The sequence below is a fragment of the Providencia sp. UF-224 genome (assembly GCF_058245955.1).
In genome coordinates this window covers 58,674-74,638 of sequence record NZ_JBSICC010000014.1, presented here as the reverse complement: position 1 = coordinate 74,638, position 15,965 = coordinate 58,674, and the positions used below count along the sequence as shown (strand labels likewise).

Sequence of the window (15,965 nt, the reverse complement as noted above, 5' to 3'; positions counted from 1 at the left end):
TCGTCAGTTACGGTTTCGGCTTACGCGTAGAACATCTGGCATGATACGTATTTTGCGCATAACATTTGCCAGCTGAACACGGTTTTTAGTGGTAAGGCGGATAAAGGCGCAGTATACGCGGCCATCTTTTTCCTCAGTATTCATGCTCTGAATGCTTGAGTTTGCATCATTAATTGCAGCCGTAAGGTTTGCTAATGCACCTTGATGGTTAATCATATCTACCTTGATTTCAGCGATGAAATCGGCGTCTGTTTCGTTATCCCATTCAACGGCCATAAATTTATCAGGCTCTTTTTGGTAGCCACGGATATTACGGCAAGATTCATGGTGGATAACTAGCCCTTTACCGGGGCTAATATGCGCCACGATAGGGTCACCAGGAATTGGGCGACAACATTTTGCAAAAGTGATTAAGACGCCATCTGCACCTTTAATAGAAAGCTTATTGCGGCTCTCAACGACAACCTGATCTTCAGGTGTGCTTTGTGGGTTGTTTTGCAAGTTCCTTGCGACAACCACACTCATTGCATTGCCTAAGCCAATTTCGGCGAGTAGGTCATCAATCGAGTTGAGCTTCATACGCGCCAGTTCTGCATCAATATTACTTTGTGGAATATCGGTGAGTTTATTACCAGCTCCTAGGGCATGATTAAGCAGCCGGCGACCAAGGTTAATCGAGTCTTCGCGTTTTAAGTTCTTCAGTAATTGGCGAATTTTGGCGCGAGCTTTTGAGCTGACGACAAAATTAAGCCAAGCGGCATTTGGACGCGCACCCGGTGCAGTAATAATTTCAACAGTTTGGCCACTTGTTAATGATTGCGAAAGTGGATACGGTTGGCGGTCAACACGCGCACCAACACAGGCATGCCCAATATCGGTATGCACTGCATAAGCGAAATCAACAGGGGTTGCACCCGTTGGCAATTCAACAATACGACCTTCAGGAGTGAAAACGTAAATTTCATCAGGGAAGAGGTCTGATTTCACGCTTTCGATAAATTCGAATGAACTCCCCGCACTTTGCTGTAATTCAAGCAGGCTTTGCATCCAGCGCTGCGCCCTGACTTGGGCGGTCGTGCCTTGCTCACCTTGCTCTTTATAAGCCCAGTGAGCAGCAACCCCCATCTCTGCCATTTGGTCCATATCTTCTGTACGAATTTGGACTTCAACTGGCACGCCATGCGGCCCAATTAAGGAGGTATGTAGGGATTGATAGCCATTGGCTTTAGGAATGGCAATATAGTCTTTAATACGCCCCGGACGCGGTTTGTATAAGCTATGCATCTGGCCTAAAACACGGTAGCAAGTATCTACATCTTTGACGATGACCCTAAAAGCATAGATATCCATGATGGAATGGAAACGCTGCTCTTTTTGGTGCATCTTGCGGTAGATAGAATATAAGTGTTTTTCTCGACCACTGACACGACAAGGAACACCTGCTTCAGTAAGTCGACCGTCAATCTCAGAGAGAATTTTTTGGATCATCTCTTTGCGGTTACCACGAGCCGCTTTAACGACTTCTTTGATAACTCGGTAACGGTTAGGGTAAAGCGCTTCAAAACCAAGCTCTTCAAGCTCAGTTTTTATATGATGTATGCCCAGCCGATGTGCCAGCGGGCTATAAATCTCAAGGGTCTCACGAGCGATGCGACGACGCTTATCTGGCCTTAAGGAGCCTAAAGTGCGCATGTTGTGAGTGCGGTCTGCCAGTTTTATCAAAATGACGCGAATGTCTTTGACCATCGCCATAATCATTTTGCGGAAGTTTTCTGCTTGAGCTTCTTTTTTGTCGCGAAAGTTGAGCTTATCAAGTTTGGAAACACCTTCAACAAGACCTGCGACGGTTGTTCCAAATAATTCTTCTATGTCCTGAAATGTAGCTGGAGTATCTTCTATCACATCATGAAGTAGCGCTGCCATTAATGTTTCATGGTCCAGACGCATTTCAGCAAGAATACAAGCAACAGCAACAGGGTGAGTAATATAAGGCTCACCACTTGAACGGGTCTGTCCTTCATGGGCATCCCGTGCGACAACATAGGCTTGTTTTAGTAATTCAATTTGCTCTTTAGGGAGGTACTTTTGAATAACTAAATTAAGGCTTTCAAACAGATACAAGGCAGACCCACCTTAGTAATTAGCGACGACCTTCAGCAATAGCAGAAACTGCCTGCATTTCAGCCGCTTCTTGCTCTTGCTGTTCTTGGCGTTCACGCACATCCAAAATGTGACCGTTAATTAAACCTTCTTCTACTTCACGTAGCGCGATAACTGTGTGTTTATCGTTTTCTTCAGGAACTAAAGGATCTTTTCCACCGGTTTGTAACTGGCGAGCTCTGCGTGCTGCGACCAATACGAGGTCAAAGCGGTTACCAATTTTTTCTACTGCGTCTTGAACAGTTACGCGTGCCATAAGTGTGCTACTCCAAAAGAAATAAAAAAATGACCTGATATGATACTGAAACTATTCTCAGTCTGCTAGTAATTTGCTGATTAAAGCATCATGTCTCTGAACTTGGCGCCCTAATCTCAAGCGTTCAGTGCGGATAATGGATTGTAAATCGCCTAATGCAGTGTTGAAATCATCATTAACGATAAGGTAATCATACTCGTTGAAGTGCTCGATTTCACCTACTGCTTGTGACATTCGTTTTTCAATTACTTCATCACTATCTTGGCCTCGGCCGCGTAGTCTGCGATAAAGTTCGTCTTTTGATGGTGGGAGAATAAAAATACTGCGCGCTTCTGGCATTCTAGCCCTGATTTGTTGCGCTCCCTGCCAATCTATATCGAGAAAAACATCCACACCGCTTTTTAAAACGTCTTCAATGATAGGTTTAGACGTCCCATAGTAATTTCCAAAGACACAAGCGTGCTCTAAAAAGTCACCATTTTCGACCATTTGTAAGAAATCAGTCTCTGATACAAAGAAATAGTGCTCACCATGAACTTCACCAGGGCGTGCAGCTCGTGTTGTATGAGAAACAGAAACTTGCGTGTCATACAACGGTTGTGTTTTCAATAGAGCCTGAATGAGGCTTGATTTACCCGCACCACTAGGCGCAGAAACAATATATAACGTACCTTGTATCATGATGATTTCTTGAATAGTCGAGGGTTAAACATAAAAGATGGTGATAAACCCCACATAGTATACACATACTTCCATCAACATGCAGCGATATCAATAAAACATGAATAACAGAGAATAGAAATTTGATCTATGAGTAATTTGCGAGCCGCTTCCAGAAATTAATTGTTTATTCCTGCAAATCTTATTTGTCTTGCGAAGCTTTTCGCAAAAAAACACATTTTAGTGTGAGAGTTAAGAAGAATGCTTTCATGCTTCAAGATATAAAGCGTGGTGGGTATATGGAGTAGTTAGTTATTCACAAGGAATTGTTATGGCATATTTTATGGATAAATTAGCATTGATTGTAAGTATCTGGATTATTGGTTTTTTATGGATTGGCGGAGCAGCCTTTGCTTCCAGTAATATTGAATTAGATGAGCGCTGCAAATTAGGTAGTATAAGTAAAATTGAGAGAGAAAGTGGCCGGCTAGGCGCTCAGCTACAGCAATGGAATCAGGTTTATCGGTTATCTGGAAATAGCCAAATAAGTGATGAAGCTTATGACCAATTACTTTATCAGTGGCAATCTTTACGTCGTTGTCTGAGGCTCTCTGAAGAACTTCCCGACGTTGTGCTACCTAAAAAGGTACAGCTGACGAAGCATCCTATTCCCCATACAGGGTTGAAAAAACTCACAGAATCTAAGGTATATGAATGGGTCGACTCTCGCCGTGAAATTTGGTTACAGCCGAAAGTTGATGGTGTGGCAGTTACTCTTGTCTATCAAAATGGCAATCTCGTTTCCATGATCAGCCGTGGAAACGGCACCGAAGGCCTTGAGTGGCGCGGTAAAGCAGACTTTATTTCGGCTATACCAAAGCAAATTGATTTACAAAACGAGGTTATTTTACAAGGTGAGCTTTTTTGGCAACTGAGTGAACACATACAAGCAAAGGATGGGGGAGTAAACGCCCGTAATAAGATAGCAGGTTGGCTAATGCGCAAGAAAAGCCCCAAAAAAGTGGAACCCAATATCGGAATCTTTATTTGGGCATGGCCAGGTGGTGAATCAGAACCTAAAAAGCAATTTGAGTATCTAGCTCAGCTAGGATTTCCCTTAGTAAAAAAACATAGCCACAAAATTGAAAATAAAGGCCAAGTAAAGAAATGGCGTGAGCACTATTATCAACGTAACCTGCCTTTTGCTACGGATGGCATCGTACTAAAAAGTTATCCATTTCCAGATGTATTTGCATGGCAACCAAATCAAAATAGCTGGGCTGTGGCATGGAAATACCCATTGCGTCGGGTAGTTTCAGAGGTCAAGCATTTGCAATTTAAAGTTGGCCGCACAGGGAGAGTGAGCGTGGTTGCAACAATTAACCCAATCAATCTTGAGGGGAAAAATATATCCAAAGTGAGTGTTGGGTCATTAGCATCATGGGGAAAGAAAGACGTAATTGAGGGGGATAAAGTCACTGTTTCTCTTTCAGGTTTAGGAACACCAAAAATAGAAGATGTCATTTGGCGACTTGAAACACGGGTCTATCCGGATCTTTCTACCTTTGGTAGTTTCAACTCGCTCACTTGTCTCACCTATACAGAACACTGCCTACAACAATTTGTGGCTCGTTTAACTTGGCTAGGAAAAAGCTTAAAAATCAAAGGAGTCAGTGAGGCTACATGGCGAGATTGGGTCGAAAATTATCAGCTAACAGAGTTAACGACTTGGTTACGGCAGGATTGGCAAAACGCATTACCGAAAAATAAAAAAAATGCCTCTTCAATCAAACAATTTCAATCAGTTAAATTTCAATTAACACCTTTATGGTTAAAAGGTTTAGGTATCCCTTTGCCAAAAACAAAAATTGAACAAATCATGAGGTTAGAGGGGCTTCATGATAGTGTTGAAATTGAGCGGTTGAGCTTAACTCGAAAGCAAAAGGAAAAGTTAGAAAAATGGTTAGCTACGCCAGAGATTCAACTTGCGTTGCAGGATATACAGAAATTAAAAGAAAATGAGTCATTAATTGAATAATTAATGACTCAATAAGATGAAAGCTAATCTTGGTTTTCGTAGTTGAATATCGGCAATCCGAGGCGGTAGCGAATTGCAATTAATCGTGCACTTAATCCGACTACAAGGGTAATGATAACGACGATGTCTTGTGGAAGTGGAGTTTGCAATAGGCCAATATAAATCCATGCGGCAGCAAAAGAGACTCCAGCATAGACTTCTTTTTGGAAAACCAAAGGGATGGTATTACACAGCATGTCCCTAAGGACTCCACCAAATACACCCGTAATAACGGCAGCAATTGCGGCAATAATAGGGCTATAATTCATATCAAGTGCAATTTGAGCACCAAGAATAGAGAAAACGATTAACCCAATGGCATCCAAAATAAGAAACAAGCGGCGCAAGTGTTTCATCATGGGAGCTATCCAGATTGTAACAACAGCGGCGCCAGCAACAGTTAGGATATATTCAGGGTGCGCAACCCAACCTAATGGATAGTGCCCAAGTAAGATATCTCGTACAGAGCCACCGCCTATCGCGGTTGCAGAGGCTATAATAATGACACCGAAGACATCCATTTTACGTCTACCAGCGGCAAGCGCGCCGGTCATGGCTTCAGCGGTGATACCAATAATATAAAGCACACTTAATAACATAATGGTTTTATTCAATATTAAAGTTATTGCTAAAGGGTAATATTACTTTTGAAATTTCTCGACTGAGATTTTCTAGTACCATGTAAAGTAGATTAGTTAAAGTAATCCGATAGCTATATTAAATGATGTGAAAGGATAACAGATTGAATAGTAAATTGCCTTATAAAGAAACACGTTTAACGAACGATAAGCGCAGCCACCAACTTACTAATATTAATGTGTGGACACCTGATAGTCAGTGGGTAGCTTATGATGTTCGACCAAATGGCAGTTCATTTACTGGCTTATCGATAGAAAAAATTCATGTAAATACATTGCAAGAGGTTGAAATCTACCGAGCTAACCATGGTGCGCATGTTGGTGTTGTTACAGTGAGTTCACAGCAACCTCCTCAATATGCATTTATACATGGCCCAGAATATCCCGATGAGCAATGGCATTATGATTTTCACCATCGTCGTGGCGTATACGTTCATGATGATCAAATGAATGTGGCCAGTCCTATTGATGCGATGTGTATTTCACCTCCCTACATTGCTGGTGCTCTTAGAGGGGGAACTCATGTTCATGTATATAGCCCTGATGGTAAATGGTTAAGTTTTACTTATAACGACCATGTGATGCATGAATTAGATGTGAAGCTGGATCAGCGGAATGTTGCTATTGCTGTACCTGCGAGGGCTGTTAATATTGAGCCGAAAAAGCATAACCGAGAATATAATGGTGACTACTTTTGTTGTGTTGTAACTCAGACAACAGTAGAGCCAAAACCTGATAGTGATGAGATTAGCCGTGCGTATGAGGAAGGTTGGGTTGGGCAACGAGGTTACCAAAAGCAAGGTGGCCAGTGGCAAGAAAGGGCACTTGTTTTTATTGGGGATACACATACTCAAAATGGTGAGGTAATCCCTGAAATTTTTATTGTGGATTTACCTTCACAGCCTCAACTTTGCATGGTTGCAGGGGAGAAACCACTTCAGGGAACAGAATTGACTCTACCCGCTCCACCAAAAGGTGTATACCAAAAGCGGCTTACTTATACACATCAACGTAAATATCCAGGTTTAGCCAAACAACCGAGGCATTGGTTACGTACATCGCCAGATGGTAAATCAATCGCCTGCTTGATGCATGATGATTTTGGCAATGTGCAGTTATGGTTAGTCGATATATTAACGGGAAAATTAAATCAGCTTACTCATGGTGATTCTTCGATACAATCTGCGTTTAATTGGGATAGCCAAGGTGAGCATATTTGTTTCATTTACGATAATAGTGTGACCATTTGCCATATTGCGACAAAAACATTAATTAGATTAACTGAGCGTACTGAGCAAGCTCCTAGCGCTGATGCGGTTGTATTCTCACCGAATGATAAGCTTATTGCATTTATGCGGGATGTTGATGGGTTCAGGCAACTTTATACCGTGGAAACGGGTCTACATTATTAGCGTTTTATTAGTGAATCACTATAATGATGAATAAAAGAGAAGTAGTAAGCTCTTTTATTCATAAAAGACTTTATTTTATTCTGAATGATATGCTAACGATTTTAGGTTTTAACAATATAATGTTTAAAATTAGATATTCAACATGGGGATTTTAGTTAAGTTATGGCGGCATATTACTTATTCTGAGAAATAACAATAAAAACGGGCATGGTTAATAAATAGAAACTCGCTCAGTCATTATTTATTCCCTTTTAAATGAGAGAATAAGAAAAAATTTTAGCCTAAATGGATACTATTCTTTCTTTTCTGTTTTTTCTTTTTTATCAATCTCTTCTAAACGTTTTTTAGGCGAATCTTCTTTTCCATCATTGCCTGATCTTGCATAGTCTAAAGGGATTAAAAGCGTATCCATTACAACTGAAAATGGGAGGTCAATCGCAAGAAGTGGCCTAACTACCCAGCCTGTTTCATCATCTTTAATCATCTTGATGCTATTTTTAGAACCTGGATAATAACCATCTGAAGGGCCTGCATGAGTCATAATACTAGAACAACCGCTTAAAAATAACGGTGTGATAAGAGCAATTATTTGTGCGGTATTTAAACTCGGCATACGGTGGTTAACCTATATTTTGCTAATTATTACTAACTTTCATTCATCATATCGAAAAACAAAAAATTCACAATCTCAGTGTTGCATTATTATTTAATTAAATGACATATATTCTTTTAATGAATATTTAATTATATCTTATTGAGGAAGATTGTTTCTTTTTTGTATTTATTCTTATGAGTTGTGAAGGACTTAAAAAAATAAAGAATAATTATTTTGATATTTGTTATCAATCTGAAAATTCAAAGACATAGAGATTTTAATTCGTTCTAAAGTGTGCTCTATGACACATCTTACTCTTTTGCTATTTGGCATAATCGATTCAGTAGTATGTTTTATCGCCGATTTAGGCTTGGTTTATGGGTAACTTGTCGTCAAAAGGATGCGGTCTATGAGTGAATTAGCTCTTACTGTAAGTTTGTTGGCGTTGGCTGCCGCTCTAGGGTTATGGATAGGAAACTGGAAAATCCGTAATGTTGGATTGGGGATCGGTGGTGTTCTTTTTGGGGGGATCATTGTTGGGCACTTTGCTCAACGTTATGGGTTACAGCTCAATAAGGATATGCTGCATTTTATTCAAGAATTTGGCTTAATTTTGTTCGTTTATACTATTGGTATTCAAGTTGGCCCCGGTTTTTTCTCCTCTCTTCGTGTTTCTGGACTGAAACTTAACGGTTTCGCGTTAATGATAGTGGCTTTAGGTGCGATAGTGACTGCCATTATTTATAAAGTTGCCAATATTCCACTCCCTATTATTCTTGGTATTTTTTCAGGTGCAGTTACAAACACCCCATCATTAGGGGCAGGTCAGCAAATTCTGACCGATTTAGGCTCGGACCCAAACCTTGTTGGTCAAATGGGGATGGGATACGCAATGGCTTATCCAATGGGAATTTGCGGAATATTACTGGTGATGTGGTTAGTACGGATCATCTTCAGAATTTCAGTAGATAAAGAAGATTCTGCCTTTAATAGTACCAATTTCCAACAGCGCGATGCACTGCAAACCATGAATATTGCGATCCGTAATGCCAACCTTGATGGCTTGATGATGCAAGATATTCCATTACTTGGTAGTGAAGCGATTGTGTGCTCAAGGCTAAAGCGTGGAGACATGTTGGTTGTTCCTCAGCCAACGACGGAAATTCATTTAGGTGATTTGCTCCACGTTGTTGGGCAAAAAGACGACTTAAATAAAGTGCGCTTGATATTAGGGGAGGAGGTTGATGCTTCTTTATCTACATCAAGTTCCATTTTACATTCTGTTCGCGTAGTGATTACGAATGATGCTGTGTTAAGTAAGAGACTTAAGGATCTGAACTTAAAACAAAAATATGATGTTGTTGTCACTCGGTTAAACCGAACAGGGATTGATTTAGTTGCGAATAATAATTCAGTACTGCAATTTGGTGATATTTTAAATATTGTTGGGCGGCCTGAATCTATTGAGGCTGTTACTGCGTTACTAGGAAATGCCAAACAAAAATTACAGCAAGTGCAAATGCTACCCGTCTTTTTAGGTATTGGGCTTGGTGTGGTTCTTGGGTCGATTCCTGTTTTTGTCCCCGGTTTTCCTGCTGCATTAAAATTGGGGCTAGCTGGTGGGCCGCTGGTTGTTGCTCTTATTTTAGGGCGGATTGGTACGATTGGTCGCCTGTATTGGTTTATGCCACCAAGTGCTAACCTTGCATTAAGAGAGCTTGGTATTGTGATGTTCCTTGCGGTTGTTGGGCTCAACTCTGGCGGTGATTTTATTGAAACACTGATAAAAGGTGATGGATTAACGTGGATTGGTTACGGTCTACTGATTACGTTCGTTCCCTTATTTATTACCGGTATCGTGGCAAGAGTATTTGGTAAAATGAATTATTTGAGTCTATGCGGTGTATTAGCAGGCTCAATGACAGACCCTCCTGCACTTGCATTCGCCAATAATATTCACCCAACGAGTGGTGCTCCTGCATTGTCCTATGCAACCGTATACCCATTAGCGATGTTTTTACGGATTATTTCACCACAATTGCTCGCGATCCTATTTTGGACTATTTAAGTCTTACGATAATTTCGCTCTCTAATTTTTCTGGAGGGCGTTTTATTTTTATATCTCAACATTAAAAATATTTAATATTTCAATTGGATAGAGAGGTATCGATAGGTTAAGGGCTAATATAGCAAAATAAGGTATCGGAACATATAGCGGCTAAAAGTGCTTTTGTTCAAGCTATAACCAAACAAAAAAGATGTTCTAATAGATTTGAATGATATTCGTATTGAAAAAGTTATTTGATTTCAATTACGGAGTTCTCGCTAATTTTTCGCCCTTTCTATTTGAAAGGGCTTTTTTTTACTTAAAATTCGCGAGTCAAAGGTAATCTATACGTTGTTCTTCTACAAAACTAACAAGTTACTTCTTGATATGCCTTTTCTAACTCTTCCGCTAATATTTTGATCCCTTGCTCAATGACTTTGGGCTCAGGGACATAATTCATTCGCATACATTGGTGTGCATGTGGCCAATCTTGTTCAATGCCCGGGAAGAAATAGTGGCCAGGAACCATCAAAACACCACGTTTTTTCAAACGTTGGTATAGCTCTAAGCTATTAATTGGTAAGTCTTTAAACCACAGCCATAAGAAAATAGCGCCTTCCGGTTTGTGAATAAGACATTTATCTTCGGGTATGTAACGGCGAATGATCTCGATAGCTTCTTCAACGCGTTGTTTGTAGAAAGGACCAATAACATTCTTAGAAAGTGAGATTAGATCATCCCTTTTCAGCATTTCGAGCGCTAATGCAGGACCAACCCCGCCAGGGGCAAGGCTAATAATGCCGTTCATATTACTGACAGCTTCAATGATTTCTTCATTGGCGATAATGATACCGCAACGTGTACCAGGTAAACCAAGTTTAGATAGACTCATGCAAAGAACGACATTTTCATTCCAAAATGGCGTTGCTTCACTAAAGATAATACCTGGGAAAGGAACGCCATACGCATTATCTATCAGTAGCGGGATGTTATGTTGCTTAGCTAATTGATCTAAATGCGCAACTTCTTCATCCGTAATCACATTCCCTGTCGGGTTAGTTGGGCGAGAAACACAAATAACACCGATATCGTCAGTGACTTCTAATGTGTTGAAGTCAACACGATATTTAAATTGACCATTAGGTAAATACTCGATTTGCGGTTTATTGGCAACAAACAGGTCATCATCAAGGCCTGAATCCGCATAGCCGACATATTCAGGGGCGAGAGGAAAGAGAACTTTACGAGTGATACCATCTTCAAAGCGACCGGCTAGCAGGTTAAATAGGTAGAAAAAAGCACTTTGGCTGCCATTCGCTAGTGCGATATTTTTCGCACTGATATTCCAGCCTAGTTTTGCTTTTAGCGTTGCCGCAAGCGCTTTCAACATGGCATCTTTGCCTTGAGGACCATCATAGTTACATAAGGTGTCCGTCAATTGACCGTTTGCACACATTTCAGTTAATAATTCTTGGAAGTATTTATCCATCTCAGGAATATGAGCTGGATTACCACCACCAAGCATGATCGAGCCAGGGGTTCTGATGCCCTCATTCAGGTCTTTCATTAATAATGAAATACCCGAGTTTTGAGCGAACTTATTACCAAATTTAGAAAATATCATTGCATTTATTCACATATGTCTATTAGGTTGTTAATGGAATTTAAAACATACTCTGCCCAATCCTAGAGTTCAACCGCTTATTTTTATTTATTTTTAATTTAAAATATTGCAAATAAATAAATAAACAGACATATAGTTTTTGATGTTAATGTTTTGATAGTTTATTTTTCTTTCCCAACTGCGTGATCCATCTATAAATTCTGAATCATTTAAATTGGTAACAACTAATTAAGTGGTCATTTATCATGCCAGTGGCTTGCATGAAGGCATAACAGGTGATTGAGCCAACAAATTTAAATCCCCGTTTTTTGAGTGCGTTGGAGAGTTTTTTGGAAAGTTCTGTTTCTGCGGGGACTTGGGACGAACTTTCCCAGCGGTTGATTATTGGCTGCCCGTCGACAAATTCCCATAGAAAAGTTGAGAAGTCTTCTCCATTTTTTTGCATTGCTAAATAAGCGTTTGCATTTGCAATTATCGCATTGATCTTTAAGCGGTTACGAATAATTCGTGAGTCTTGCATTAGTCGCTCAACATCGTCTTCACTCATCAATGCGATACGTTGAGGATCAAATTGGTAGAATAGCTCCCGATAGTTTTGGCGTTTTTTTAAAATTGTGTACCAAGATAACCCTGCTTGCTGCCCTTCTAAACAGATCATTTCAAATAAATGCTGGTTATCATGATTCGGTTTGCCCCATTCATTGTCATGGTAGGCAATATATTCAGGATCTTGATTGACCCAATGACAACGTGCCGGTGATGTATCCATTTTTCATCCTTTTTCCAATCACAATTAACTTGCCGCAAAAAACACAATATTTATACTGTATATATAACCAGTTTAAAAGGGATGAAAGGATATTTTTTTATTTTTAGAATAAATACAGACATATTCAATGCTGTATATCTGTCGGTCAAAGGGTATACTGGCGTACTTTCATTAAATTTAACGTATCGCGTGCGGATCTAACATGCAAAAGTTTGATACCAAAACCTTCCAAGGTCTTATCCTGACATTACAGGATTATTGGGCGCGTCAAGGCTGTACCATTGTTCAACCACTGGACATGGAAGTCGGCGCAGGAACCTCCCATCCAATGACGTGTTTGCGTGCATTAGGCCCTGAGCCTATTGCTGCGGCTTATGTTCAACCTTCTCGTAGGCCAACTGATGGTCGCTATGGTGAGAACCCAAACCGTCTGCAACACTATTATCAGTTTCAGGTGATCATCAAACCATCACCAGACAACATCCAAGAACTGTACCTCGGCTCGTTGAAAGAGTTAGGGGTAGACCCAACTGTCCATGATATCCGCTTTGTTGAAGATAACTGGGAAAACCCAACACTCGGTGCTTGGGGACTGGGTTGGGAAGTGTGGTTAAACGGGATGGAAGTCACTCAGTTTACCTACTTCCAACAAGTTGGTGGGCTTGAATGTAAACCTGTAACGGGTGAAATCACTTATGGTTTAGAACGTTTGGCAATGTACATCCAAGGTGTCGACAGTGTGTACGATCTTGTGTGGTGTGATGGCCCGTTAGGCAAAACCACTTACGGTGATATTTATCACCAAAATGAAGTTGAGCAGTCTACCTATAACTTCGAATATGCAAATGTTGATTTTCTCTTCAAATGCTTCGAAGAATATGAGAAAGAAGCACAACATTTGTTAGCATTGGAAACTCCTCTTCCATTGCCTGCTTATGAACGCATCTTAAAAGCCGCTCATACTTTCAACTTACTGGATGCGCGTAAAGCCATTTCTGTTACTGAACGCCAACGCTATATTTTACGAATTCGTACCCTCACTAAAGGGGTTGCTGAAGCGTATTATGCTTCACGTGAAGCGCTTGGATTCCCTATGTGTCATAAGAACTAAGAGGCTGTCATGACTCAACAGACTTTCCTTGTGGAAATCGGCACCGAAGAGTTACCGCCGAAGGCTCTTCGTTCATTAGCTGAATCATTCGCTGCAAACTTTACTGCAGAGCTTGATGGAGCTGACATTGCTCACGGCGCAGTAACTTGGTTTGCTGCTCCGCGTCGTTTGGCGCTTAAAGTTGCTGATTTAGCAGCATCGCAACCTGACCGCGAAGTTGAAAAACGCGGCCCTGCTATTGCTCAAGCATTTGGTGCTGACGGCCAGCCGACTAAAGCGGCTGAGGGCTGGGCCCGTGGTTGTGGCATTACCGTTGATCAAGCAGAGCGTTTGACGACAGATAAAGGTGAGTGGTTACTGTATCGTGCGCAAATGAAAGGCCAAGCTGTCAGTGAATTGCTGGTCGATATGGTCAGTCGTTCATTAGCAAAACTACCTATTCCAAAATTGATGCGCTGGGCAGATAAAGACACGCAATTTGTGCGTCCTGTTCATACTGTCACATTGCTACTAGGCAGCGATGTTATTGACGGTGAGATTTTAGGCATCAAGAGTGATCGTACTATTCGCGGTCACCGCTTTATGGGCGAACCTGAGTTTACGATTGATAATGCTGAGCAATATCCGGCTATTTTACGCGAACGCGGTAAAGTCATGGCGGATTACGAAGAGCGTAAAGCGGTTATCAAAGCTGGCGCAGAAAAAGCGGCGCAAGCGTTGGGTGGTAAAGCAGACTTAACCGAAAGCTTATTAGAAGAAGTTGCTTCATTGGTTGAATGGCCAGTGGTATTAACGGCTAAATTTGAAGAGAAATTCTTAGAAGTTCCTTCAGAGGCGCTGGTTTATACTATGAAAGGTGACCAAAAATATTTCCCTGTTTATGATAACGCCGGCAATTTGATGCCGAATTTCATTTTCGTGGCGAATATTGAATCTTCTGACCCACAACAGATTATTTCGGGTAACGAAAAAGTCGTTCGCCCTCGTTTAGCGGATGCGGAGTTTTTCTTTAAAACCGACCGTAAGCAACGTTTAGAAGATAATTTACCACGCCTAGAAACAGTCTTGTTCCAAAAGCAATTAGGGACATTGCGTGATAAAACGGATCGTTTAGAAGCGTTAGCGGGTTGGATTGCAAGTAAAATTGGTGCAGATGTTAACCATGCAACTCGTGCAGGGCTATTAGCGAAATGTGACCTAATGACCAATATGGTCTTTGAGTTTACAGATACACAAGGTGTCATGGGGATGCATTATGCACGCCACGACGGTGAATCAGAAGATGTCGCATTAGCACTTAAAGAACAGTACCAACCGCGTTTTGCGGGTGATGAGCTGCCTTCCACTGACGTTTCAGCAGCGTTAGCACTCGCTGAGAAAATGGATACCTTAGCTGGCATATTTGGTATTGGTCAGCACCCGAAAGGGGATAAAGACCCATTCGCTCTGCGTCGTGCGGCATTAGGTGTTCTACGTATTATTGTAGAAAAAGGTTACCAGCTTGATTTAGTTGAAATGACTGAAGAAGCTGCACGTTTATACGGTGACAAACTAACCAACAAAGATGTTGTGAATGACGTGGTTGAATTTATGCTGGGTCGCTTCCGTTCTTGGTACCAAGAATTGGGTTACAGCATCGATACAATCCAAGCAGTGTTAGCTCGTCGCCCAACGCAGCCTGCGGACTTTGATGCGCGAGTGAAAGCGGTAACTCATTTCCGTACATTGGAAGAAGCTCAGGCACTTGCAGCAGCAAATAAACGTGTTTCAAACATTCTGAGTAAATCAGATGAAAAACTCTCTGATACTGTTTTAGCATCTGTACTTAAAACACCAGAAGAAGTGAAACTGGCAACGCACGTTGTTGTCCTGCAAGATAAGCTGGCGCCAATGTTTGCAGAAAGAAACTACCAAGAAGCACTTGCTGAGCTAGCTTCTTTGCGTGATGTTGTCGATGAATTCTTTGAAAATGTCATGGTAATGGATGAAGACCAAGCGGTTCGAGTAAACCGTTTAACGCTTTTAAGCCAATTACGTGAGCTATTTTTAAAAGTGGCAGATATTTCTTTGCTGCAATAAGGCTAAATTGCACGTTTAATACTCAATTAAATGTCTTTTTATAAAAAGTTAATCTGTTTGATAAATAAGCGCTAAATTGTATTTAGCGCTTATTTTTTTAGTGAGTTTTGTAAAAAGGCTAAGAAACCTTACCTTTTTGATGGTTTTATCAGCAAACGAACTGAATTCGATAAAAATGGGTTGACGATCCCCATTCTTGGCAGTATTATTCACACCGTTTTCGGCGAGTAGCGCAGCTTGGTAGCGCAACTGGTTTGGGACCAGTGGGTCGGAGGTTCGAATCCTCTCTCGCCGACCAAATTCCAAAACCCACCTCATTGAGGTGGGTTTTCTCGTTTTAGTCCCCCTCAAATTAAAACTTTTCGACCGTTATTTTCAGACTAACTTTGGTTGCAACCTATTGCTGTATTTGGTGTTATACCCATCTACGGTTTGAGTTTTTCTCATGAATTACGTATTGGCAGCAGTAAAGCTTATTTATTAGCTCAAGTTGTTTACGGTGCGAATAAAGGTACTTTTCATGACAAGGACTCGTTA

The 15,965-nt window shown here is 40.9% G+C and carries 12 protein-coding genes and 1 tRNA gene; 6 read left to right on the top strand and 7 right to left on the bottom strand.

Translation table 11 applies throughout. From position 1 onward, the window contains the following. Positions 1-3: 3 nt before the first annotated feature. Genes spoT through gmk form a run of 3 tightly spaced genes read right to left on the bottom strand, consistent with a single transcriptional unit; the run spans position 4 to position 3,097 of the window. Positions 4-2,121 (bottom strand): bifunctional GTP diphosphokinase/guanosine-3',5'-bis pyrophosphate 3'-pyrophosphohydrolase, encoded by a 2,118-nt coding sequence (spoT, locus tag AC4IFO_RS14390; RefSeq protein ID WP_490735333.1) that lies wholly within the window; start codon positions 2,119-2,121, stop codon positions 4-6. A 19-nt stretch (positions 2,122-2,140) separates the two neighbouring features. Further along, complete coding sequence (gene rpoZ / locus AC4IFO_RS14385) at positions 2,141-2,416, bottom strand: DNA-directed RNA polymerase subunit omega (RefSeq protein WP_006659598.1); 276 nt, start codon at positions 2,414-2,416, stop codon at positions 2,141-2,143. Positions 2,417-2,473: 57 nt separating this feature from the next. Further along, on the bottom strand, positions 2,474-3,097 hold the full coding sequence (gene gmk / locus AC4IFO_RS14380; RefSeq protein ID WP_353243976.1) for a guanylate kinase: 624 nt from the start codon (positions 3,095-3,097) through the stop codon (positions 2,474-2,476). 310 nt (positions 3,098-3,407) lie between these two features. Between gmk and ligB the strand changes: the two genes are divergently transcribed. Continuing rightward, on the top strand, positions 3,408-5,114 hold the full coding sequence (gene ligB, locus AC4IFO_RS14375; protein ID WP_490735330.1) for an NAD-dependent DNA ligase LigB: 1,707 nt from the start codon (positions 3,408-3,410) through the stop codon (positions 5,112-5,114). Between the two features lie 23 nt (positions 5,115-5,137). On the opposite strand, the gene AC4IFO_RS14370 is transcribed toward ligB, so the two are convergent. Beyond that, positions 5,138-5,752 (bottom strand): trimeric intracellular cation channel family protein, encoded by a 615-nt coding sequence (locus tag AC4IFO_RS14370; RefSeq protein ID WP_206085224.1) that lies wholly within the window; start codon positions 5,750-5,752, stop codon positions 5,138-5,140. 143 nt (positions 5,753-5,895) lie between these two features. Here AC4IFO_RS14370 and AC4IFO_RS14365 point away from each other — a divergent pair, with 143 nt between their 5' ends. Beyond that, entirely contained in the window at positions 5,896-7,203 is a 1,308-nt protein-coding gene (locus tag AC4IFO_RS14365) for a YidR family protein (protein ID WP_490735328.1), read from the top strand. Between the two features lie 292 nt (positions 7,204-7,495). Here AC4IFO_RS14365 and AC4IFO_RS14360 read toward each other — a convergent pair whose 3' ends face one another. After that, positions 7,496-7,816 (bottom strand): YceK/YidQ family lipoprotein, encoded by a 321-nt coding sequence (locus AC4IFO_RS14360; RefSeq protein ID WP_490735326.1) that lies wholly within the window; start codon positions 7,814-7,816, stop codon positions 7,496-7,498. Between the two features lie 391 nt (positions 7,817-8,207). Here AC4IFO_RS14360 and AC4IFO_RS14355 point away from each other — a divergent pair, with 391 nt between their 5' ends. Then, positions 8,208-9,866, top strand: a complete 1,659-nt coding sequence (locus tag AC4IFO_RS14355; RefSeq protein ID WP_490735324.1) for a putative transporter — start codon at positions 8,208-8,210, stop codon at positions 9,864-9,866. A 346-nt stretch (positions 9,867-10,212) separates the two neighbouring features. Here the strand turns inward: AC4IFO_RS14355 and AC4IFO_RS14350 are convergent, their stop codons facing one another. Continuing rightward, entirely contained in the window at positions 10,213-11,469 is a 1,257-nt protein-coding gene (locus AC4IFO_RS14350) for a valine--pyruvate transaminase (RefSeq protein WP_490735322.1), read from the bottom strand. 205 nt (positions 11,470-11,674) lie between these two features. Then, a complete protein-coding gene (locus AC4IFO_RS14345) occupies positions 11,675-12,238 on the bottom strand; it encodes a DNA-3-methyladenine glycosylase I (RefSeq protein ID WP_490735320.1) in 564 nt (187 codons plus the stop codon). 202 nt (positions 12,239-12,440) lie between these two features. On the opposite strand from AC4IFO_RS14345, the gene glyQ reads away from it, so the two are divergent. From glyQ to AC4IFO_RS14330, 3 genes are all read left to right on the top strand, one after another. After that, positions 12,441-13,349: a glycine--tRNA ligase subunit alpha gene (gene glyQ / locus AC4IFO_RS14340; protein WP_004262647.1), complete on the top strand. Its 909-nt coding sequence runs from the start codon at positions 12,441-12,443 to the stop codon at positions 13,347-13,349. A 9-nt stretch (positions 13,350-13,358) separates the two neighbouring features. Further along, positions 13,359-15,428, top strand: coding sequence for a glycine--tRNA ligase subunit beta (gene glyS / locus AC4IFO_RS14335; RefSeq protein ID WP_490735317.1), 2,070 nt, complete (start codon positions 13,359-13,361; stop codon positions 15,426-15,428). A 221-nt stretch (positions 15,429-15,649) separates the two neighbouring features. Next, positions 15,650-15,726, top strand: a tRNA-Pro gene (locus tag AC4IFO_RS14330). Positions 15,727-15,965 lie beyond the last annotated feature (239 nt).